Consider the following 22,828-nt stretch of genomic DNA (forward strand, 5'->3'; position numbering starts at 1 on the left):
ATATCCCCCTAACAAACAATTAATTACTGTAAAATCATTAATCAAATGTATATATTTACCTTCTTGTAGCTGATTTAAACTTATTATAGCATAGCAATTTTAATTATCTTCTTTCATTATAGCATTAGCTTTTGTCATTTTCAGAGTTGTGCATTAGAATTTCAGGTGATATACTAATCACAATTATTTTATAATCATGATTACTAAATAATCAAGATTCGGAATAATTAGACGAAGAGGATGTTATAACTAGGAGTCTTGCACTTAGACACAAGGGGAGGATTATACAATGAGTAAAAAAATTGTGACACAATTTGAGTGTACATATGAAACGATTGAAAACACATGGATCGAGTTAGCAGACGGCACAAGGCTTTCAAGTCGTATTTGGCTACCAAATGTAAAATTGGGAGAGAAAGTACCAGCCATTTTAGAGTATATTCCTTATCGTAAAACAGATGGGACAAGAGCAAGAGATGAGCCTATGCACGGTTATTTTGCAGGACATGGTTATGCTGTTGTGCGAGTGGATATGCGAGGTTCAGGTGAGTCAGATGGTTTATTAAAGGACGAATATCTAAAGCAAGAGCAGGATGATGCCCTTGAAGTCATTGAATGGATTGCTAACCAAAGCTGGTGTAATGGCAATATTGGGATGATGGGGAAATCGTGGGGCGGATTTAATTCTCTACAAGTAGCAGCTCGTCGACCAAAGGCGTTAAAGGCGATTATTACCGTAGGCTTTACAGATGATCGTTATAACAATGATATTCACTATAAGGGCGGTTGCTTGTTAAACGATAACTTCTGGTGGGGTGCTATTATGTTAGCCTACCAGTTACGTCCAATTGATCCACATATTGTTGGCGATAGCTGGCGTGATATATGGATGGAACGATTAGAAAATATGCCTTTGTGGATGGCACAATGGATGGAGCATCAAACAAGAGACGATTATTGGAAACATGGTTCAGTTTGTGAAAATTATCAAGACATAGAAATCCCAGTTTTTGCGCTAGATGGCTGGGAAGATTCCTATACAAACACAGTCTTAAGTTTAATGGAAGGGCTTTCTGTTCCGAGAAAAGGCATCATTGGCCCATGGGCACATGTTTATCCCCACGATGGAGTACCGGGTCCAGCAATGGGCTTTCTACAAGAAGCTGTGAAATGGTGGGATCATTGGTTAAAAGGAATAGACAACGATGTAATGGATGGACCAATGGTGAATGTCTGGGTAGAAGAGAGCATGGAGCCATCCGTTAAGAAACCAATCAGCAAAGGCTATTGGGTTGGTTTAGAATCGTGGCCAGCAGCGGAATCGATACAAACTAAGGTGTATCAACTGACACATGGAAAACTAGTAGAAAACCGCAGTGAGCAACAAGAGCAAGTCCTACTAAAAACTCCTCAAAATCATGGTCTTTTATCTGGTGAATGGATGGGCGCTGGCGTACTAGGTGAAAGTCCAGCAGACCAACGATTAGATGATGGAATGGCCATGGTTTTTGAAACGGATAGGCTAGAGAAAGCCTTAGAGATTGTGGGCTATCCAAAATTTGAAGTGGAATTAATGAGTGACAAACCACATGCAATGCTATTTGCACAGCTATCAGACGTAGCACCTGATGGAGCTGTCACTCGTGTATCCTATGGCGTGATGAACCTGACACACTTAAATGGGCATGATCATGTTGACCTGTTAACACCTGGTGAAAAAGTGAAGGCCTTTGTTCAGTTAGATTGCTGTGGCCATCAATTTAAAGCGGGGCATCGTTTACGCCTATCCTTAGCTACAACGTTTTGGCCGATGTTTTGGCCAATGCCAGAAGACGCTACATTGACATTAAATCTAGAAACGGCTACCTTATCATTGCCAACCTTCCATGGTCAGCAGGTAGTAGGACCTAATATGAATGCTGAAAGTGCACCATTAACGCCAATCACAACGCTGCAAGAAGGAAGAGTTGATCGTTCTATATCCTATGATATTTTAACAGATACATGGACATGCATTACAGATGGGGTTGGAGGCGTATTTGGTGAAGGTATTTATCGCTTTGATGATATTGATGTCACTGTAGAACATAATTTGAAACGAGAATTAACCTTAACGAATGCTGATCCACTGTCAGCTCAGTATACAATCTATCAAAAAATGAAAATTGGTCGTGAAGGCTGGTGGATTGACGCGGATATTACTATTACCAAAACATCCGATCAGGAGAATTTCCAAATTGTTGGGGAAATGGTCATCAAAGAAAATGACAAACAAGTCTTCCATAAGGAATGGAATCAAAAAATTAAACGTCATGGCTTGTAAATAACATATAAGGGGTAAACATATGGAAGCTAAGTTAAAAAAGAATACAGCTACTTTAGTTATTTTAGCTGTTTCAGGTGCCTTAATTTACGCATTGCCTTATTTTAGAAACTACTATTATGATGTCTTTCTGGATGCATTTCATTTAACCAATACACAAATGGGGACACTTGGTAGTGCGTATGGTGTTTGTTGTTTAATTTCCTATATTTTTGGAGGATTTTGTGCAGATCGTTGGAAAACGAAATATTTATTAACCATTTCTTTAGTAGCCACAGGATTATTAGGGTTTACATTATTATTGTATCCACCCTATCCAGTACTTCTACTGATTCATGCTGCTTGGGGAATCACGTCCATTATGACGTTCTGGGGAGCATTAGTAAAAGCGGTTCGTTCTTTAGGCTCTGAAAATGAACAAGGAAAAGCTTTTGGATTTTTTGAAGGCGGACGTGGTGTAACCAACATTATTCAATCTGCTGTGATTTTAGGGATCTTTGCTTTTTTTGCAAAACATATGAGTGATAAAATGGCTCTTTCAGCAGTTATTACAGTGTATTCTGTGATTTGTCTTTTGTTGGGCCTCATGATTATGATGCTGTATAAAGATCCAGATCAAGCAACTGTCAGTCCAGAAGATAGAGAGAGCAGTAAAACGTTTGATTGGGCAGTCCTTTGGAAAGTGTTGAAGATGCCAACTACCTGGCTTGCGACTATACTTATCTTTACGTCCTACGCGATGATTATTAGCTATTATTACATTACACCTTATGCAACGGCCGCATTTGGTGCGTCTACGTTAATTGCTGCGGCTTTGGGCTACTTCTCGCAATATTGTCGTCCTATTGGTAGTTTTAGTGCAGGAATCATAGGCGACCGGATTGGTGTGTCGAATATGGTGTTAATCGGCTATATTTTATTAGCATTTGGTTTAGTAGGGCTCATTTTATTACCAGGAAAAGCTTCTTTTATCCTTATGCTTTTAGTGTTCATTGGGATTATCTATACATCTATGTATGCTTTGCAAGCGATGCATTTTGCAATTCTAGTAGAAGGCGATTATCCAGTAGAATCAACAGGAACTGTGTCCATGCCACTGATGATAATTGGTTATAGTGGTGAAATCTTTATGCCAATTATTGCAGGTGCTTGTTTAGATTACTGGGGTGGCACAGCGGGCTATAAAGTATTCTTTGGTATTTTATTAGGCTTAGCTATTATTGGATTCATTACAGTAGTCATTTGGCAGCGTGTGACGAAAGAAAAACGCCGAGAAATTGCTTTACAACGAAAGCTTTCCAAGGAACAGGCACTTACTTAATTTAGTTTAGAACTAACATTGGTTTCTTCCAAAGCCAGCTTTTTTTAAACATAATGATGAATAGCTAAAAAGGCTGCGAATAGTTTTTTACTATTTATACAAGTTGATTATTCACAAATCAATATGTAAACAGGGAAACAGAGGCGTCAAGATAATGACGCCTCTGTTTTCGTCTCCGGTTTTGTATGATCCAGTAAAAATTCCACACGATTTCTACCATGGTGTTTGGCCTGATATAAAGCCTTGTCACATCTAGATAATAAGGAATGAATTGTATCGCCCATCACAAAGCAAGTCACTCCAATAATGATATACATATCAATGCTATCTAGTTTATCTGTTACCTCTAGCCAATGGGATTCATTTTTATCTATTCAAATATTATCCATGGATAAACGTAACCAAATAGTATCTCTCGTATGCCAGAAGAATGGATACGATTGATTTCTAGCCACAAAAGAATGATCATGGACATCACTCAATATATCTTCGATGGAGACCATTTTGGAATTAAATGCTGTCCTAACACAATAGGATCTAGCAGCTTATCTGTTGGGCTATTGCACTAACAGGGGGGATGAGAGCGAACATAACTAGGATAATAAGTGTGAATAAATTTATTTTTCTGACTATTGTATTTTCCATGTTATTTGCTAAAACATTATTATAGACCATAACAGCAAGATTGAGGACGAAATAAAAGGATAGTTCCTGATAATATAAGGTCTAACAAACAGCATGGAGGCTTATATTATGTCAAAAATTCAGCAATTTTATGATTTACATTTTTCACAAGAGCTATTATTTATTGGGAATGCTTGGGATGTTATATCAGCATTAACATTAGAAAAGGCAGGCTTTCAAGCAATCGGTACAACAAGCTGGGGCATAGCGAACTCACTTGGCTATGCAGACGGTGAACAAATCGATTTTCAACGACATCTAACAATTATTCAATCCATTACAGAGCAAGTCAAGATACCCGTATCAGCAGATATAGAAGCGGGGTATGGCCATGATGAACAAAGTATTATCGACAATGTTTTGAGAACGGCAGATGTAGGAGTAGCAGGGATTAACATTGAAGATTCCCTTAAACATCAAACAGGCTTAAGGAGCATAATTGAACACTGTTATTTATTAACAAACATGAGGAAAGAATTAGATAATCATGGCTATAAAGATTTCTTTATTAATGCTCGAACAGATACGTATTTTCAATTAGAGCAACCATTTGAAGAAACAATAACAAGAGCAAAAGCTTATATTGAGAGCGGAGCAAGTGGTATATTTATCCCAGGCTTAACAGATGCCAATGAAATAAGCGCGATGACTCGTAATATAAATGCGCCCATTAATCTTCTTTCATTACCTAGTTTAACGAATGTCAAGCTACTAAAAGAATTAGGGGTGAAACGCTTTAGCTTTGGAAATGCACTTTCAGATAAAATAATTGCGCATTTAACACAGCATGCTGCACAATTATTAAAAGACCAAGATACTTCTGCGTTATATATATAGTCGATGGGAATGAGGTGAGATAATCGTGGACAATGCCATCAATTTATCTTTTGAGGAAAAGTGGGAAAAGATTATAACATGTGATCAAACCTATGATGGGCTTTTTTATACAGCGGTTAAAACTACTAAGATTTATTGCCGTCCTTCCTGTAAATCCAGAAAGCCGAAAAAGATGAATGTTGAATTTTATGAAGATATCCAAAAGGTAGAGGCGGCTGGCTATCGGGCATGTAAACGATGTCAGCCTGAAATCGAACATTCCCCACACACGCAATTGATTAAAAATGTCACGACTTTTATTATGAACGAATATAAACAAAGAGTGACTTTACAGGATATGGCGGAGCATGTTGGCCTCAGTCCTTTTCACCTTGAACGACTATTTAAACAAGAGACTGCTGAGACGCCTCGAACGTATTTAGAGAAAATCAGAATTGATAAAGCTGCCCATCTATTAAAGCATACCGACTTTACAAATTTAGAAATATGTTATGAAGCTGGCTTTCAAAGCCCATCTAATTTTTATAAAGTTTTTCGACGGCTGAAAAATTGTTCGCCTACAGAATACCGTAACCTATCGTTGCAGGGGGACATGATATGAAATGGACAAACGATGTTGGCTATTTAGTTATCGAGTTACCACAAGCATTTAATTATAGAGAGTGTTTGCAGTTCTTAAAGCGCTCACATCACGAAATACTTCACCATATAAAGGATGATGTGCTCTACAAATTATTGAAGATTGATGAACAATTTATTTTATGTGAAATAACTGAACAAGCACATAAAATAATAGTAATATTTCCAATGAAACAGCCAGCTAGCCATGAACAGGCGATCATCGCACAATATATCGCAGAGTGGTTTGATTTAACAAAGGATTTGCAGGGGTATTACCAGATGGCTGAAAACGATCAAATCCTAAAGCCACTTGTGAAGAAATATAACGGATTACGGTTAATCGGGATTCCTGATTTATTTGAAGCATTAGTTTGGGCAATTATTGGTCAACAAATAAATTTAACTTTTGCCTATATGTTAAAAAAGAGATTTGTCGAGCATTTTGGAGAATATGTTTACTTTGAGGGGCAAAGCTACTGGCTGTTTCCAACGCCAGAGAGAATAGCCGTTATTGAGGTAGATGATTTAATCCACCTCCAATTTACACGGAGGAAATCAGAATACATTATTGATATTGCCAAAATTATCGCAAGCGGACAATTGACAAAAAATTTGCTGTGGCAACAAGAGGACTACGAAGCCATGAAAAAACGATTAATGGACATTCGAGGAATTGGTGCATGGACAGCAGATTATGTGCTTATGAAATGTCTGCAACAACCGACAGCATTTCCTATAGCAGATGTAGGTCTACATAATGCTTTAAAAATACAACTAGCATTAGAACGAAAACCAACAATTGAAGAATTAAAGAACTATGCGGAACATTGGCAAGGCTGGCAAGCTTATGCCACCTTTTATTTATGGAGGTCACTGTATGAAACGGTATAAATTAGATTATTCATCACCAATTGGGATTATAGAAGTTGAGGGAAGTGATACAGCAATTGATGCCATTAACTTTGCAGAGCGAGAGCAGGTCGTTAATACTCCTCAGCAAGACACACCTGAAGTTTTACTAGAATGTGTTAAGCAATTGCATGAGTATTTTCTAGGTGATCGTCAGGAGTTTTCATTTCCTTATGTTTTTCGAGGTACAGATTTTCAACAAGCTGTTTGGCATGTTTTACCGAGTGTAGGATTTGGTGAAACGGCTTCATATAAGGATATCGCCATTGCTATTAACAATGAAAAAGCTGTAAGGGCTGTTGGTAGTGCGAATGGTAAAAATAATATCAGCATTGTTGTGCCATGTCATCGAATTATCGGCTCCAATGGAACGCTGACAGGTTATGGAGGCGGGATGTGGCGCAAAGAATGGCTGCTTCAGCATGAGCAGACACATAAAAAATCATCCAAGTAACGCCATTCATCAGAGTACGTCATTTCGCCATTTGTACACAGTATAAAAAAGAGGTTATTGCAAAAAATAAGACCGTCAAAATGGCGGTTGTAATGACTAGTCTTTGTCATTTTATCGCTTCTTATGACACCTCCCTGCTAAGAAATATAGCTTGGAGTATTGAAAATAAAGGAGGTGTACACATGAGCGTGCTTTATAGAATCGCCTTAGTACTAGTTATTATAGGTGCAATCAACTGGGGACTCATTGGATTCTTTAGATTTGATTTAGTGGCTTATTTATTTGGTGGACAAACGGCGGTCTTATCTCGTTGGGTTTATGCACTCGTTGGTCTTGCTGGGCTAATTTCGATTCCAATTCTTGTAAAGCGATTTGAAGACGAGGATGATGTAGATACATTTACTCGTATGGATAGAAATCCTAGCTATGGCATGGAGGCTGGAGAAGAAACAGACTTCTCAGAAGTAAGAAAAACGGAAGAGAAAAAAGAGAACAAATAGTTAAACTGTAAAAACTAGTGACCATGTTTTTGCGTCAGTTTTTTCAAAATATTCGCGTAGCTATTGACTACGCGAATATTTATTTTTTAGGATTAGTCCTGATTACTTGGAAATGCAAAGGAAGAGGTAACGTCATTCCCTTGTTCTATCCATTTTTCTGAAATGGTTTTCGCTTTTGTGAAGAAACGTACTTGGTCAGGTCCAAACATATGCCCCTCACCAAATCTTGATCGTTTCCAGCCACCAAAGTTATGATAGCCTACTGGAATAGGAATGGGTACATTGACACCTACCATACCTACTTCAATTTCAGTGGTAAACTTTCGAGCTGCTGCACCATTGTTCGTAAAGATGGTTACACCATTTCCTAATTCATGGGCATTAATAAGGGCTATAGCTTCCTCTAATGATGCCACGCGGACGACATTACGTGCAGGTCCAAAAACCTCTTGTTCATAAATTTCCATTCCAGGCTTTACATGATCGAGTAATGTAGGTCCAAGATAGAAACCGTTCGATTGTTTGGAAATTTCCGGATTTCGCCCATCGCAGACCATTGTTGCGCCTTCTTCTAGGCTACGATCGATATAGCCAATGATGGCATCCTTTGATTGCTGAGTAATGACTGGTCCAAAATCAACTTCGGCATCTGTATAGGGACCCACTTTTAATTTGGCAATTTTATCGGCAAGAATACCCACTAATTTATTGGCTGTATCCTCCCCAACAGGAATAATGGTTGACAGTGCCATACAACGCTGGGAGGCTGCTCCATAGGCAGCACCTAAAAAGGCATTTGCTACATGCTCTAGGTCAGCATCTGGCATAACCACCATATTATTTTTACCTCCCCCAAGTGCTGTAACACGCTTCCCATGTTTAGAGGCTGTAGCATAAATGGCTTCTGCAACTGGCGTAGAGCCTACAAAGGAAATCGCTTCAATGGCAGGATGGCATAACAGCTCATTAACAGCATCTTTGTCTCCATTAATAACAGTCCAAACCCCATCTGGTAAGCCTGCCTCTTTCCACAGCTCTGATAAAAATAATGCTGAGCAAGGAACCCGCTCTGACGGCTTGAGAATCACACAGTTTCCTACAGCCACCGCCATACTTGTAATTGCTAGCGGTACCATGACAGGGAAATTAAATGGTGAAATAGCCGCTACAATGCCTAATGGTTCTTTCAGAGAATAGGCATTGATATGACCACCAACATTCACCGAATACTCTCCTTTAAGTAAATGGGGGGCATTGATAGCTAAATCAACAGATTCTAAACCGCGAGTAATTTCGCCCTTGGCATCCTCAATCGTTTTGCCACTCTCTGTACAAATCATATCAATTAGTTCATCGATATTTTCTGTTATGAGTTGGCGGAATCTAAGGATAATTTCAGCTCGTTTACCAACTGATAAGGCACGCCAAGCAGGAAAAGCCGCTTGGGCAGCAGCAATCGCTTCCTGTACCTCTTGTTTTGTTGCCAAAGGTACGCGAGCAATGACAGTACCTGTGCTTGGGTTGTAAACATCTGAAAACTGACCGCTTTTCCCTTGAACTGTTTGTCCATTGATAAAATGACCTAAATCCTGTATGTCTGTATTCGTTACCATCTAGCTATTCCTCCTACAGTTTAATAGAATGTAAGGCTTGTACAAATTTTTCAACAATGAAATTCGTCTCGTCTGTGGAAATAATCAGAGGAGGAGATAAGGTTAACACATTATTGAAACCTGCCACGGTTACCCCATTTTTCCCAATGAGTAACCCTTGTTCCTTACATTGTGTGATCACTTTGTTCACAAGTGTAATGTCGAGGGGTGTTTTGCTATCTTTATCTTGTACTAGCTCTACGCCAATTAATAAGCCTTTCCCACGAATATCCCCAACATTCGGGTGCTCCTTTAATTGCTCCTGTAATGTAGTGAGTAATGTAGCACCTAGTGCAGCCGAGTGGGCAAATAAATTTTCCTTTTCCATTATTTCAATATTTTTTAATGCAACGGCACATGCTGCTGGTGATCCACCGAATGTGTTGACATGACGGAAAAAGTCATATTCCTCAGTTCCAGCAAACGCCTCATAAATTTCACGACGAACAGCTGTAGCAGACAGTGGCATATAAGCGCTGGTTAAGCCTTTCGCCATAGTCACAATATCAGGCTGGATGCCGTAGTTTTGGAATCCAAAAGCTTTGCCTGTACGACCAAAACCACAAATGACTTCATCGACAATGAGTAGTGCGCCATGCTTCTCACAAACAGCTTTAACTCCTTGTAAGTAGCTGTCGTGGGGCATAATTACACCACCGCCAGTTATAATAGGCTCCATAATGACTGCTGCTATGGAATCTGACATTTCCCAAGTCATGACATGATCGATTGCTTGGACGGATGGTAATGCACAAGGGTCCTTACTTTGAATATGGTCTTCATTGGCACGATAAGCGTCAGGTGGAGTGACATGTAAAAAACCTGATGCCAGTGGCTCATATTTATACTTTCGTTGAGCTTGTCCAGTTGCTGCAAGAGCACCCATCGAGCTACCATGATAGGCCCGGTAACGAGAAATAATTTTCGTTCGATTGACGTGACCTTTTTGTTGATGATATTGTCTAGCTATTTTGAAGGCTGCCTCATTTGCCTCGGAGCCACTATTGGAGAAGAAGACGACATAATCATCCCCTAAAAGCTCATTAATTTTTTCACTTAATTGAATAGCAGGGATATGCCCAACAGATAATGGGGTATACGTATTTTCTAGCAATTGCTCATAGGCAGCTTTGGCAATCTCCTCACGTCCATAGCCAACGTTTACACACCATAAACCTGCCATTGCATCTAAATAGCGCTTGCCTTCAATGTCAGTAATCCATGCCCCTTTAGAGGATTGGACGATCATTGTTGCATTTGGATTGTAGGGCTTCATAGAATGCCATACGAATTGTTCATCTTTTACTTGCCAATTGGGACTTGTTACATTTGTCACGAAGCTTCACTCCTTCTAAACAGGTAGTTGATTAGCATGCATATGTTTTCCTCAGATGTGGACAACAAAAATGCGCAGTCGCCCCCATTTGTACTTTATATGTATGCTTCAAGAATTTTAGAAGAAGTATTTAATGAGAAAGATAATTCAGTTAATTTAATGTTGTGACAGGCTATTGATGCATTAAGACATCCTCAATTAAAAAGGCAATATACAAATTAGTCTTCGTAAAGGGATTGCTTAAGTCCATATCTAATAGCATTTCAATTTTCTTAATTTTATAGAGGACGGTGTTTCGATGTATAAATTGACGTTCACTAATCCTGCTTGTACTGCCATTTTCCTCAACAAAAATACGTAAAAAAGGTACATAGTCTGTCCCATGTAGTTCATCATAGCGGTAAAGTTGTCCTAAAATATCCTGACTAAACGATTTCATTAGGGGCTGATTTTTCACAGCCATCAATATTTTATAGGCACCGATTTCTTTGTATTTATACAAATAACGATTGTTATGAAGCTGTGCTAAATGGATGACGGTTAAGGACTCATCATAGCTTTGGCGAACATTTTCTAGCTCTTTATGAAAGTTACCTTTGCCGATAATAATATCCAAGTAACCATTTTTTAGTGTGATTTTTTCATAGATTTCTTCTACAACTTTTGAGAAGGGTATATTAGGTGTATTGATTTGTGCTCTATCAATTAAAAAGATGAGGTGATTTTTATGCTTTAATTTTAAGAAGCGTTGATAGCGATTTTGAAAAGCGAATTGGATCATGACCTCATAACGGTCAATAGCTGCTTTGGAGCCAATGGTTGTACAAGTTATGATCGCTAATTCTCTTCCTTGAGGAAATCCTAGCTGTGCTAATTGATCTTTCATTGTGTTAGTGTTTTGTTTGTAATGAAATAGTAGATTGAAAAGAACCTTTTCTTCGATAGAAAGCTCTTGATGGTGATTGGCAATAAATTGAAAGGTAGTTTTTAATAGATCAGCAATGCGATAATTCCATGGCATTTGAAAAATTGGGAAATCATGTTGATTGGCAAAAGAGATGACGGCTTCTGGAATGCTAGGAATGAATGGTCCTGTATTAATGATAAAGCCAGCTACTTTTTTCGTGTATGCCTGTTTGACAAGATGTTCCAAGGAGTCTTGCTGCGCATCTAAATTAATACCTGTTGTGACGACTAATTCATTGGGTCTACAAAACATGATTAAATCACTGCTTTCCACAACATTAATACCAGTAACTCTGCGATACGTACCACTATGTCCAGCGACTAATGTGAGCATTGGGAAATGAACTCCCTCTACAATTTTACGAATCGTCCCCATACGTTCCCCCCTTAATTATGAACATAACTTACCATATATGATGTGCAGTTGCACATATTTTTTTAGTTTACTATCCATATCTCACAAATTTTATCTATTTTAGAATGTTTATTAACTACTGTGAAAGAGAGGACTTGCATATGTATAAATGTAATAGTAGACGATTGCAAGAGTTAATTGAACAATTTAGTCAATTTGGGGCCACCGAAAATGGTGGCGTCACACGTTTGTCTCTTTCGAATGAGGATGTATTAGCAAGAAACTATTTTTGTGAGTGTTGCAAAGCGTTAGGAATGGATATTCAGGTGGACGATATGGGCAACATTTACGCCACTCTTCCTGGTAAAAAGAATGTGCCACCCATTGTCATGGGTTCCCATCTAGATTCAGTAGAAAAAGGTGGAAGATTTGATGGTGTGTTAGGTGTACTAACAGCGATCGAGGCCATTCGAACAATAAAGGAAAATGATATCGAAGTGGACATTCCTCTTACGATTATCAATTTCACGAATGAAGAAGGGGCACGTTTTGATCCAGCCATGATGAGTTCAGGCGTCATCACCTCAAAATTTGACAAAGAAAAAATGCTCCAATCTACGGATAAAAACGGCATTCGTTTTCAACAAGCTTTACAAGCAAGTGGCTATGAGGGAGAGCAAGCCAATCGTCTGAAGGAGGCACTTGCTTATATCGAATTGCATATTGAACAAGGGCCAGTATTAGAAGCAAAACAGCAGGAAATTGGTGTGGTTGAAGGTGTGCTAGGCATGGTCTGCTATGAAATTACAATTAGTGGGCAATCAAACCATGCAGGTACAACCCCAATGTCAATGCGTAAAGACCCAATGATTGTGGCATCAACCATCATTAAAGAGCTATATGAACAATTAGGAAAAATTGACGAACAACTTGTTTTTACTTTTGGTCGTATGAATGTTTCCCCGAATATTCATACCGTTATCCCAAATAAGGTGACATTTACAATTGATTCACGTCATCAAAAGCCAGAGGTCATGCAACAGGTTGAGGATATTCTCAACGCGCTTCCTGAGACAGCGGGCGGATGCCATATTCAGCCTGTCAAGTTATGGGGCAGAGATACCGTGTATTTTGATAGTGCGATTTGCAATGAAGTAGAAAGAGCTTGTCAAAGCTTTGGCTATTCATCTCATCGTATGTTTAGTGGCGCTGGACATGATGCACAGTATATGGCAAGTATGGTTCCTTCCGCGATGATTTTTGTTCCAAGCATTCAAGGCAAGAGTCATTGTGAAGAAGAGGAAACAGCCTTTGAAGATTGTGCAAAGGGCGCAGATATTTTATTGGAAACGGTGTTAACGCTACAAACGAAGTTTAGTATGGGCGAAACATATACACTGCATTAACTATCAAGCATTCTCTAATTTTGTGATGAAGGGTGAGAGGCATAGTGAAAAAAATTATTAAAGGTGGACGAGTAGCAACTGCTGCTGATGTATTTGAGGCAGATATTTTAATTGAGAACGGTAAAATTGTTCAAATTGGACAAAATTTAACGGATGCTGGCGCTGAAATAATTGATGCTACAGGCAAGTACGTATTGCCTGGTGGCATTGATCCCCATACGCATTTAGACATGCCATTCAATAACACGGTGACGGATGATGACTGGAAATCAGGCACCATTGCAGCGGCTTTTGGTGGGACAACTACTATTTTAGATTTCTGTTTAACAGCAGGAGAAGAAAAATTATCGACAGCCGTAGAGAAATGGCACGACAAGGCAAAAGGAAAGTCTGCTATTGACTATGGCTTCCACTTGATGATTGGTGATCTAACACCTGAAACCGAAGCTGAATTACCACAATTATTAGAGCAAGAGGGCATTACTTCTGTCAAGGTCTTCATGGCTTATGCAAAAGAATTCCAAGCGACAGATCGTACATTATTTAAAGCCTTTAAAATCGCTAAGGATCTTGGTGCGATAGTGATGGTCCATTGTGAAAATGGCTCTGTTATAGATGAGCTAGTAGAGGAGGCAAGACGTGCTGGACATAAGGAACCGATCTATCATGCACTAACTCGTCCAGCGGAATTGGAAGGAGAGGCAACAAAGCGTGCTATCGAATTAGCGCATATAGCTGGTGCGAAGCTCTATGTGGTGCATGTGACATGTAAAGAAGCGGTAGATGAAATTATTGCCGCTCGTGAAAAGGGCTATGATGTTTTTGGTGAAACTTGTCCACCATATTTAACACTTGATCAATCCGCATTAGCGCAACCAGGCTTTGAAGGAGCCAAATATGTTTGGTCACCGCCACTTCGTCCTAAATATCATCAAGAACATTTATGGAATGCCTTAAAGGCAAAACAGCTACAAACGATTGGCTCAGACCAATGCTCCTTTAGCTTTAAAGGTAAAAAGCAATTAGGCTTAAATGATTTCTCGAAAATTCCAAATGGCGGACCATTCATTGAAGACCGCTTCAGTATTTTATACTCTGAGGGCGTGGCAAAAGGCAGAATTTCCATCAATGAATTTGTTGATATGATCTCTACTAGTGCCGCAAAAATATTTGGCTTATTCCCGCAAAAAGGAACGATTGCAATTGGTTCAGATGCGGATATCGTCATTTTTGACCCAGAGGCACAGCGTCAAATTTCAGCTAAAACACATCATATGAATGTGGACTATAACCCATATGAAGGCTGGGAGGTAACAGGTGAGCCTGTTAGTGTACTCGTACGTGGGGAATATGTCATTAAAAATAAAGAATTTGTAGGTGTACTTGGCAGTGGACGATACATTAAACGTCCATTAAAAACAGTAACTGCGGAAGCTCTAAACATTTAGCTTCCTACAGGATAGGACCGATTGTTTTGACTGGAGAGCAAAACAATCGGTTTCGTAATTAGGGTACGGAAAAAATGAACACATGAGGGGGATGTGGAAATGGTTCCGATTCAAGAAAATGCAATGACCGTGCAGCTTAGACGTAATTTTGTGGAATTAAAAGGTAAGATGACAAAGAATGAGGCTATTGAGGAAGCCAATCGTTGTTTGTATTGCTATGACGCACCATGTATTAAAGCATGTCCAACAAGTATTCAAATACCAAATTTCATAAAAAAAATTGCATCTGGTAATATGAAGGGTTCTGCTACGACTATATTAGAAGCAAACCCAATTGGTGCAAGCTGTGCAAGAGTTTGTCCAACGGAAGAACTGTGTGAAGGGGCGTGTGTCTTAAATTCTTCAACAAAGCCAATTAAAATTGGTGAGTTACAACGTTATGCAACGGATTGGGCAATGGAAACCAATGCTCAGCTATTTAAGGCAGGTCCACATAATGGACAGAAAATAGCCATTGTAGGGGCAGGTCCTGCTGGTTTGTCGGCAGCTCGTGAGCTCAGTCGTTTAGGCTATCAAGTAACTATTTATGAGGCTGAAGCGAAGGCAGGGGGCTTAGGAAGCTATGGGATTGTAGCATTCCGATTACCAAATGATGTCGTAGATTGGGAAGTAGAGCAGATTGAACAGCTCGGTGTGGACATTCAAACGAATACAGCTGTAGGTGAGGATATTTCTGCTGATGAAATTTTGGCTCAGTATGACAGTGTGATTTTAGCTGTCGGTATGGGTGCTGTCCCAAATTTGGGCATTGATGGGGAAGAATTAGAAGGGGTACATGATGCCATTGAGTTTATTCGAAAAACAAAAATGGGACCGCTTACAAATGATATTGTAGGGAAACGAGTAGCCGTAATCGGTGCTGGAAACACGGCGATAGACGGTGCTACAAGTGCGGTGCGTTTAGGCGCAGATAATGTACAAATTCTCTATCGTAGAACAGAAAAAGAAATGACAGCATACAAATTTGAATATGAATTTGCCAAGCAGGATGGTGTGGAATTTAAATGGCTAACTGCACCTAAAAAAATTATTGGCAATAAAGCAGGAAAGGTGACAGGCATTGAATGTGTGAAAATGAAGCTTGGTGAGGCAGGTCCTGATGGTCGACAACGCCCTGAAGAAGTAAAGGGCTCCAATTTTATCATTGAAGTGGATGCTGTTATTAAAGCCATCGGGCAAACTCGTTTTGTATCGTTAATTGAAGCCTTTGGTTTAGCTCATACAAATGGTGTCGTAGACATTGATGAGACAACAATGCAAACGTCCAATGACAAAGTATTTGCATGTGGAGATGTTGTCTTTGGTAATGGACAGGGTGAAGCGATGGTAGTGACCGCTGTACAGCAAGGAAAAGATGCAGCATATAAGATTCATGAACGTTTAAGAAAACCAAGTGAGATTGCATAAAGTGAACCTTCAATCAGGGAGGCTCTTCCTCCACTGATTGTTAGATTCACCAATCGGGTTTATACAGGCTGTTAATCCCCCATCTGAATATTACATTAGCCTATGTTTTGAAATGGTGGTCATACAGCCTGTATCTGGCACTATGCTTTCAGTTGACAAAAGATTGTTAGTACGGATAGAGGGGGAACTTATATGGCAGACTTACGCATTAATTTAGCGGGCATCAAATCGCCGAATCCATTTTGGCTAGCATCTGCTCCACCAACGAATTCAGGCTATCAAGTCCAACGTGCATTTGAAGCGGGCTGGGGTGGCGCAGTTTGGAAAACATTAGGAGAACCGATTTTAAATGTGTCTTCCCGTTTTGCAGCAGTTAGCTATAATGGCCAACGTGTGGCAGGCTTTAACAATATTGAATTAATTACGGATCGACCATTAGAAGTGAATTTACAAGAAATTTATGAGACGAAAAAGAAATTTCCTAATCACGCAATTATTGCCTCGTTAATGGTGGAACCAAAGCAAGAAAAATGGCATGAAATTGTGAAACGAGTAGAAGATGTGGGGGTTGATGGTCTTGAGCTTAACTTTGGTTGTCCACATGGGATGGCAGAACGAGGCATGGGTTCTGCCTCTGGTCAAGTCCCTGAATTGGTGGAAAAACAAACGTACTGGGTAAAGGAAGCGGCGCGTACACCTGTTATTGTTAAACTAACGCCCAACATTACGGATATTACCGTGACGGCGGAAGCGGCAACACGAGGTGGAGCAGATGCTGTGAGTATGATTAATACGATTAACAGTTTAGCTGGTGTTGATTTAGATTCTTGGAATACAGTACCACATGTGGCTGGAAAAGGAGCTCATGGGGGCTATTGTGGTCCAGCAGTTAAACCAATTGCACTGAACATGGTTGCAGAATGTGCTCGTAATCCATTAGTCAATGTACCGATTTCGGGCATCGGGGGGATCTCCAATTGGCAAGATGCAGCGGAATTTATATTAATGGGTGCGACAGGCGTACAGGTATGTACAGCAGCAATGCATCATGGCTTTAGTATTGTGGAGGATATGATTGATGGGCTGAATAACTACTTAGATGATAAAGGTCTAGCTTCAGTCATGGATTTAGTTGGTCGCTCTGTACAAAGGTATTCAAACTGGGGTGATTTAGATTTAAATTATAAAATTGTCGCAGAAATTAATAATGATGTTTGTATTAATTGCAATAAGTGTCATATTGCTTGCGAGGATACATCCCATCAATGTATTGACCTTTATACGGAGGATGGTCGCCCAATGCTAAAGGTTCGTGAGGAAGACTGCGTAGGCTGTAATTTATGCTCAATTGTTTGTCCTGTCGATGGAGCCATTTCAATGGTTGAACGCCCATCTACAATTCCGCCAATGACATGGAATGAACGCCAATCACTTCTTAGCAGTCTATCAAAATAAAGGACCGTTGTTCATTTTTGAATAAAGATTAAAATCGAAATTCCACCTTCCTTCAGCATTTTGGGTGAAGGAAGGCACTTCAAGTAGGTTGTCACGGAAATTAGAAAAAAAGGAGAGAAACATTATGGAACGTGAAGGGAATTATTTAAAATCCCCAGATTTACTTCCAGTGACACATCAACAAAGAAATATTGGAACATTTGGTTTTGCGGTGATTTGGATAGGAATGGCAATTGTATTAGCGGCTTTTGCCATTGGTGGTTCGGCTATCATGAATTTATCCTTACCAATGGTGATTGTGGCAACATTGGTAGGTTCTTGTTTAATTGGCGTCTTTATGACGTTAATTGGTGACATAGGAATAGAGCATGGATTATCTTTCCCTGTTTATATGCGTGCACCATTTGGCACATTCGGTACTCATATACCTTCCCTTGTACGTGGTGTTACAGCTGCCTGTTGGTTTGGTTTGAATACGTATTTTGGTGCATTAGCGATAAACGGAATTTTAAATTTATTGTTTGGCTTTGATAATTGGTTTATCTGCTTCCTTGTGTTTGCAGCGCTTCAACTCTTTAATACATCTCTTGGTATTAAATCCATTGAACGTTTTGCTGATTTAGCAGCCCCTGTCATTATTTTAATTTCTTGTTGGATGTATTACACATTGGCAGATAATGCAACATCTCAGGGAAAAAATATTTGGACGTGGGTGGAAACCCCAACAACAGGCTTCGCTGCTTTTACCGCCTTTATGGTAGTGGTGATGGCAAATATGGGCTTTTGGGCAACCTTAGCAGCAGATATGCCATCCTTGTCCCGTTTCTTTAAAGCACCCAAAAATGAGCGTAATTGGTTCAAGCGTAATAAAACACAGCTTGTAGGCTCTTTAATTGTCATGCCCATTACAAACACATTCATTGTTACGATTGGTGCAGTTTGCTATATGGCAGTTGCCTCGGCAGACCCAATTAATGCCTTACAGCAAAGTGCAAGCGGCTTTATTCTTGGAATTCTATTGCTGATGATTGTATTAGCACAATGGTCGACAAATACCTCTGCCAACGTTGTACCAGCAGCTACTATTTTCTCTAATATCGGTGGACCGAAAGTGCCATTCTGGGTAGGGGTAGTTATTGCAGGAATTATTGGTATTCTTGCACAGCCCTGGAGTCTATTTGATGTCATGGTCAATGTCCTATTAATCATTGGCGGTATTTTAACAGCGATTGTAGGTATTTTATTTGCTGATTACTACCTGATTCGTAAACGGCGCGTACATGTAAAAGAGCTTTATGAATTAGATGGGCAATTTAAATATTATAAGGGCTTTAATATGGCTGGGTTAATCGCCTGGGTAATCGGTGGTGCAGTTGCCAATATATTTTCAACTTACTCTTCTTTAGTAGGGTTTGCTGTAGGCGCGATTGTATATTATGTATTAGCGAAGTATTGGTGGTTTAAAAAGTATCCACAAGCTGAGCTAGATGATCCAAGTGATGCCAAATATTTAGGTATTACAGTCGGACATAATTTAGACGAAATATTTGGCCAGTCAACAGCTCCAGCGGCGGTCCCAGATGAAGATGAACTGGTGGAGCAACCAGATCCTCTGTTAGAGATGAAGGGTGCCGAGTAAGTGAGACAACATCAAGACATTTTCAAAAGAAGGTGAGGTGATGGCATGTCTGAATTCCAACAAAGCACAGAGGAAATTCAAAAAGTAGATCATTATTTAGATAGTGGCTTTAAAATCAAATATGTCTACGAAAATTTAAGTGGGATGTTTGTAGAATTTGCTCGTCAAGAAGAAGTGACATTGCTACAAATTCTAACAGCAGATGCACGTAAATACTTCTCTGCAAAATTACAGGAACAAACTTTATTACAATAACGAAGTAAACTCTATTCCTTTCGACTTGAACGGAATAGAGTTTTTTGAATTTTCTGATTTAAATTATGTTGAAGTAACATCATATTTCGTACAAACATCAATTAAATCGTCGTTATTACCTATTTTTGTTATTCTATTAAAATAGCAATATTTTTTGTTTTTCCTAAAAATACATTTGTCTTTTTTAGAAAAATTGATTATTATTTTAAAGTAAAAACATCGTAGAAAGAACAACAGGAAAAGAGGCGTTATGGAGTGGCCAATAAGGAATTGAAAAGAGGATTAGAAGCACGTCATATTCAAATGATTGCACTTGGCGGTACGATTGGTGTTGGGCTATTTATGGGCTCAGCAAGTGCTATTCAATGGACAGGACCTTCTGTACTCCTTGCCTATGGTATTGCAGGTATTTTTATTTTTTTCATTATGAGGGCAATGGGTGAGATGCTTTATATGGAGCCAAGTACAGGCTCTTTTGCCACATTTGGCTATAAATATATTCATCCTTTAGCAGGGTATTTAACAGCGTGGAGTAACTGGTTCCAATGGGTTATTGTTGGGATGTCTGAAATTATAGCAGTAGGAACGTATATGCAATATTGGTATCCAGAATTACCAGCTTGGATACCTGGTCTAATTGCAATGGTGATTTTGGGTGTGGCGAACTTCATTTCTGTCAAATCGTTTGGAGAATTTGAATTCTGGTTTGCGATGATTAAAATTGTTACGATTATTTTAATGATTATTGCAGGGGTCGGACTCATCTTCTTTGGCTTTGGCAATGATGGAATAGCAATCGGATTATCTAATCTTTGGAGTAACGGTGGCTTCTTTACAGGTGGCTGGACAGGATTTTTCTTTGCCTTATCTTTAGTCGTTGCTGCCTATCAAGGGGTGGAGCTCATTGGGATTACAGCAGGAGAAGCAAAAAATCCTCAACAAACGATTACGAATGCCATCCAAAGCATTATTTGGCGTATTTTAATTTTCTATATCGGTGCAATCTTTGTCATTGTTACAGTGTATCCTTGGGATGAGCTTGGCACAATTGGTAGTCCTTTCGTTGCGACATTTGCTAAGGTAGGTATCACAGCTGCTGCAGGTATTATTAATTTCGTCGTCATCACAGCTGCAATGTCAGGGTGTAACAGTGGAATCTATAGTGCCGGACGTATGTTATATACACTTGCTATGAATGGACAAGCACCAAAATTTTTCGCAAAGCTTTCTAGTAATGGTGTGCCTTTATTTGGAACAGCGGGCGTATTAGTTGGCTTAGTCGTTGGTGTTATTTTAAGTTATATTGCCCCTGAAAACTTATTTGTTTATGTGTATAGTGCAAGTGTTTTACCAGGGATGATTCCATGGTTTATCATTTTAATAAGTCAAATTCGTTTTAGAAAAGTAAAGGGAGCGCAGCTAGCAAAGCATCCTTTTAAAATGCCGTTCGCACCGATTACAAACTATGTAACAATCATCTTTTTAATCATGGTACTAGTCGGCATGTGGTTCAATGATGATACACGCGTGTCATTAATAGTAGGCATTATTTTCTTGATTCTCGTAACCATTAGCTACTACGTATTTGGTATTGGTAAAAACCGATACAGCAAAGATTCTATAGAATAACCTTTAAGGATGTATCTCTAATTGGGATGCATCCTTTTTGTATGGCTATTTTTGCTAGCACAATTTTTACATAATTAAATGAAAAAAAGACAAACTACTAAAAAATGAATGATATGGACTGGTATTTATCGGAACAAAAGGGGTGGAGCAAAAATGAACGAGATACCCGAGCAGATTGTCGCTAAATTAAAGCAGGAGATTAACGAAGTCGATGACGTAAAACTGAAAATGATCGCTACAGAAGAAGGGGATGTGACGGTCATTTATTTCTCCTCACTCATCGAAAAAATGACCTTACAAACCATGGTGACGATTCCACTAGCTAATAATTTGAAACAAATTCATCAAATGGCTCAATATGTGGACCCGAAAGATGTGAAAGGTGTCGTTAAAAAATTGAATGCTGGGCAAACCCTTCTTTTTTTTCACGAAACCAACGCCCTATTAAGTGTCGATACGTATAGTGCGCCTACAAGGGCCATTACGGATACGGAAACAGAGTCGACTGTAATTGGTCCACAAGATGCATTTACAGAATCACTGGAAACGAATATATCGTTAGTGAGAAGACGGATTCAAAGCTCCATGCTAAAAAATGAAAACCGAATTGTTGGGTCAGAAGCCAATATTAAAATATCGATTATGTATATGGATAATATCGTGAGCCATGAAAATTTAGATGATTTAAGAAACCGTATTGACCAGGTAGATTATCCGTTATTTACGGATATATCCGTGTTGAAGCAATTAATTGAGGATAATCCATTATCGCCCTTTCCTCAATATTACATGACAGTCCGTCCAGATAGTATTTGCCGTTATCTTCTGGATGGTAGAATCGTCGTTTTTATGGATAATAGTCAACTAGCCATTGTCTGTCCCACTTCTTTTTTTGAAATGTTCGTGTCGATTGAGGATTACTACAACCGTTGGACAACAGCATCTTTATTAAGGATGCTGCGCTTTTTTGGTTTTTTCTTAACGATCATGATTACACCCATGTATATATCAGCCTTAACCTTTCATCCAGAAATTTTGCCATACGAATTATTACTAAATCTTCAAGAATCAAGAAGTAAGGTACCATTTCCACCACTGATTGAGGTATTATTTATCGAGCTTATTATTGAAGTGTTGCGAGAAGCGGGCTCTCGAATGCCTGCCAAAGTCGGACAAACAATTGGTATCGTAGGAGGTATTGTAATTGGTACAGCGGCCGTAGAAGCTGGATTACTCAGTAATATACTCATTGTATTAGTCGCTACCTCAGCACTACTTTCCTTCTTACCGCCCATTTTCTTAATGAGTAATACTAGCCGATTTATCCGTTATATTTTTATCTTATCAGCAGGTTTATTTGGCTTGTTTGGACAGATGCTCGCCTTTGCGTGGTTAATCCACCATTTATTAAGTCTCAAATCTTTAGGAACGCATTATATGACACCTGCTATTCCAAGAAAGCCAAGCGATTTATTGGATAGTGTCATCCGATTTCCAACTAAATATATAAGAAGTAAGACTGGTATTTCAAAAGTACAGAAAAAATAGTGTCAGAATGAGAATGAGGTGGT

19 protein-coding genes are annotated in these 22,828 nt (G+C 39.2%); 15 read left to right on the forward strand and 4 right to left on the reverse strand.

Annotated elements, in window-relative coordinates:
* Positions 1-289 precede the first annotated feature (289 nt).
* Both BFM98_RS13360 and BFM98_RS13365 read left to right on the forward strand, forming a co-directional pair.
* A complete protein-coding gene (locus BFM98_RS13360) occupies positions 290-2,323 on the forward strand; it encodes a CocE/NonD family hydrolase (RefSeq protein ID WP_066037632.1) in 2,034 nt (677 codons plus the stop codon).
* A gap of 22 nt (positions 2,324-2,345) precedes the next feature.
* Positions 2,346-3,644 carry an MFS transporter gene (locus tag BFM98_RS13365; protein WP_048389869.1) on the forward strand — a complete coding sequence of 433 codons (1,299 nt, stop codon included), beginning with the start codon at positions 2,346-2,348 and terminating at the stop codon, positions 3,642-3,644.
* Positions 3,645-3,790: 146 nt separating this feature from the next.
* Here the strand turns inward: BFM98_RS13365 and BFM98_RS24560 are convergent, their stop codons facing one another.
* Entirely contained in the window at positions 3,791-3,961 is a 171-nt protein-coding gene (locus BFM98_RS24560) for a GGDEF domain-containing protein (protein ID WP_081011058.1), read from the reverse strand.
* Positions 3,962-4,397: 436 nt separating this feature from the next.
* Between BFM98_RS24560 and BFM98_RS13370 the strand changes: the two genes are divergently transcribed.
* From BFM98_RS13370 to BFM98_RS13390, 5 genes are all read left to right on the forward strand, one after another.
* Positions 4,398-5,165: an isocitrate lyase/PEP mutase family protein gene (locus BFM98_RS13370; protein WP_048389871.1), complete on the forward strand. Its 768-nt coding sequence runs from the start codon at positions 4,398-4,400 to the stop codon at positions 5,163-5,165.
* A gap of 25 nt (positions 5,166-5,190) precedes the next feature.
* Positions 5,191-5,766, forward strand: a complete 576-nt coding sequence (locus BFM98_RS13375) for a bifunctional transcriptional activator/DNA repair enzyme AdaA (RefSeq protein WP_066037633.1) — start codon at positions 5,191-5,193, stop codon at positions 5,764-5,766.
* Positions 5,763-6,677, forward strand: a complete 915-nt coding sequence (locus BFM98_RS13380) for a DNA-3-methyladenine glycosylase family protein (protein ID WP_066037634.1) — start codon at positions 5,763-5,765, stop codon at positions 6,675-6,677. The genes BFM98_RS13375 and BFM98_RS13380 overlap by 4 nt, the downstream gene beginning before the upstream one ends.
* On the forward strand, positions 6,664-7,149 hold the full coding sequence (locus tag BFM98_RS13385) for a methylated-DNA--[protein]-cysteine S-methyltransferase (protein ID WP_054550724.1): 486 nt from the start codon (positions 6,664-6,666) through the stop codon (positions 7,147-7,149). The genes BFM98_RS13380 and BFM98_RS13385 overlap by 14 nt, the downstream gene beginning before the upstream one ends.
* A gap of 182 nt (positions 7,150-7,331) precedes the next feature.
* Positions 7,332-7,649: a DUF378 domain-containing protein gene (locus BFM98_RS13390; RefSeq protein ID WP_048389879.1), complete on the forward strand. Its 318-nt coding sequence runs from the start codon at positions 7,332-7,334 to the stop codon at positions 7,647-7,649.
* 92 nt (positions 7,650-7,741) lie between these two features.
* Here BFM98_RS13390 and BFM98_RS13395 read toward each other — a convergent pair whose 3' ends face one another.
* From BFM98_RS13395 to BFM98_RS13405, 3 genes are all read right to left on the reverse strand, one after another.
* Positions 7,742-9,262, reverse strand: a complete 1,521-nt coding sequence (locus BFM98_RS13395) for a CoA-acylating methylmalonate-semialdehyde dehydrogenase (RefSeq protein ID WP_054550725.1) — start codon at positions 9,260-9,262, stop codon at positions 7,742-7,744.
* Between the two features lie 13 nt (positions 9,263-9,275).
* Positions 9,276-10,637: an aspartate aminotransferase family protein gene (locus tag BFM98_RS13400; RefSeq protein WP_066037635.1), complete on the reverse strand. Its 1,362-nt coding sequence runs from the start codon at positions 10,635-10,637 to the stop codon at positions 9,276-9,278.
* Positions 10,638-10,809: 172 nt separating this feature from the next.
* The gene (locus BFM98_RS13405; RefSeq protein WP_066037636.1) at positions 10,810-11,979 is read right to left on the reverse strand and encodes a PucR family transcriptional regulator; all 1,170 of its coding nucleotides are present in this window, start codon (positions 11,977-11,979) and stop codon (positions 10,810-10,812) included.
* 140 nt (positions 11,980-12,119) lie between these two features.
* On the opposite strand from BFM98_RS13405, the gene BFM98_RS13410 reads away from it, so the two are divergent.
* From BFM98_RS13410 to BFM98_RS13445, 8 genes are all read left to right on the forward strand, one after another.
* Complete coding sequence (locus tag BFM98_RS13410) at positions 12,120-13,364, forward strand: Zn-dependent hydrolase (RefSeq protein ID WP_066037637.1); 1,245 nt, start codon at positions 12,120-12,122, stop codon at positions 13,362-13,364.
* A 44-nt stretch (positions 13,365-13,408) separates the two neighbouring features.
* A complete protein-coding gene (hydA, locus tag BFM98_RS13415) occupies positions 13,409-14,812 on the forward strand; it encodes a dihydropyrimidinase (RefSeq protein WP_066037638.1) in 1,404 nt (467 codons plus the stop codon).
* A 99-nt stretch (positions 14,813-14,911) separates the two neighbouring features.
* A complete protein-coding gene (locus tag BFM98_RS13420; RefSeq protein ID WP_066037639.1) occupies positions 14,912-16,279 on the forward strand; it encodes an NAD(P)-dependent oxidoreductase in 1,368 nt (455 codons plus the stop codon).
* A gap of 192 nt (positions 16,280-16,471) precedes the next feature.
* Positions 16,472-17,734 (forward strand): NAD-dependent dihydropyrimidine dehydrogenase subunit PreA, encoded by a 1,263-nt coding sequence (gene preA, locus BFM98_RS13425; RefSeq protein ID WP_048389894.1) that lies wholly within the window; start codon positions 16,472-16,474, stop codon positions 17,732-17,734.
* A 124-nt stretch (positions 17,735-17,858) separates the two neighbouring features.
* Positions 17,859-19,373, forward strand: coding sequence for an NCS1 family transporter (locus BFM98_RS13430; protein WP_066037640.1), 1,515 nt, complete (start codon positions 17,859-17,861; stop codon positions 19,371-19,373).
* 45 nt (positions 19,374-19,418) lie between these two features.
* On the forward strand, positions 19,419-19,628 hold the full coding sequence (locus BFM98_RS13435) for a hypothetical protein (RefSeq protein ID WP_016995612.1): 210 nt from the start codon (positions 19,419-19,421) through the stop codon (positions 19,626-19,628).
* Positions 19,629-19,883: 255 nt separating this feature from the next.
* Complete coding sequence (locus tag BFM98_RS13440; protein WP_066037641.1) at positions 19,884-21,257, forward strand: amino acid permease; 1,374 nt, start codon at positions 19,884-19,886, stop codon at positions 21,255-21,257.
* A 153-nt stretch (positions 21,258-21,410) separates the two neighbouring features.
* Positions 21,411-22,805, forward strand: a complete 1,395-nt coding sequence (locus BFM98_RS13445) for a spore germination protein (RefSeq protein ID WP_053075663.1) — start codon at positions 21,411-21,413, stop codon at positions 22,803-22,805.
* Positions 22,806-22,828 lie beyond the last annotated feature (23 nt).

The sequence above is a fragment of the Lysinibacillus sp. AR18-8 genome (assembly GCF_001705465.1).
Classification (GTDB): Bacteria; Bacillota; Bacilli; order Bacillales_A; family Planococcaceae; genus Lysinibacillus; species Lysinibacillus capsici.

Bases quoted from the DNA above. Each gene is read 5' to 3' on its own strand.
- BFM98_RS13360 (WP_066037632.1), top strand. From the start codon at position 290: ATGAGTAAAAAAATTGTGACACAATTTGAGTGTACATATGAAACGATT.
- BFM98_RS13365 (WP_048389869.1), top strand. From the start codon at position 2,346: ATGGAAGCTAAGTTAAAAAAGAATACAGCTACTTTAGTTATTTTAGCT.
- BFM98_RS24560 (WP_081011058.1), bottom strand. From the start codon at position 3,961: ATGTATATCATTATTGGAGTGACTTGCTTTGTGATGGGCGATACAATT.
- BFM98_RS13370 (WP_048389871.1), top strand. From the start codon at position 4,398: ATGTCAAAAATTCAGCAATTTTATGATTTACATTTTTCACAAGAGCTA.
- BFM98_RS13380 (WP_066037634.1), top strand. From the start codon at position 5,763: ATGAAATGGACAAACGATGTTGGCTATTTAGTTATCGAGTTACCACAA.
- BFM98_RS13385 (WP_054550724.1), top strand. From the start codon at position 6,664: ATGAAACGGTATAAATTAGATTATTCATCACCAATTGGGATTATAGAA.
- BFM98_RS13390 (WP_048389879.1), top strand. From the start codon at position 7,332: ATGAGCGTGCTTTATAGAATCGCCTTAGTACTAGTTATTATAGGTGCA.
- BFM98_RS13395 (WP_054550725.1), bottom strand. From the start codon at position 9,262: ATGGTAACGAATACAGACATACAGGATTTAGGTCATTTTATCAATGGA.
- BFM98_RS13405 (WP_066037636.1), bottom strand. From the start codon at position 11,979: ATGGGGACGATTCGTAAAATTGTAGAGGGAGTTCATTTCCCAATGCTC.
- BFM98_RS13410 (WP_066037637.1), top strand. From the start codon at position 12,120: ATGTATAAATGTAATAGTAGACGATTGCAAGAGTTAATTGAACAATTT.
- BFM98_RS13420 (WP_066037639.1), top strand. From the start codon at position 14,912: ATGGTTCCGATTCAAGAAAATGCAATGACCGTGCAGCTTAGACGTAAT.
- preA (WP_048389894.1), top strand. From the start codon at position 16,472: ATGGCAGACTTACGCATTAATTTAGCGGGCATCAAATCGCCGAATCCA.
- BFM98_RS13430 (WP_066037640.1), top strand. From the start codon at position 17,859: ATGGAACGTGAAGGGAATTATTTAAAATCCCCAGATTTACTTCCAGTG.
- BFM98_RS13435 (WP_016995612.1), top strand. From the start codon at position 19,419: ATGTCTGAATTCCAACAAAGCACAGAGGAAATTCAAAAAGTAGATCAT.
- BFM98_RS13445 (WP_053075663.1), top strand. From the start codon at position 21,411: ATGAACGAGATACCCGAGCAGATTGTCGCTAAATTAAAGCAGGAGATT.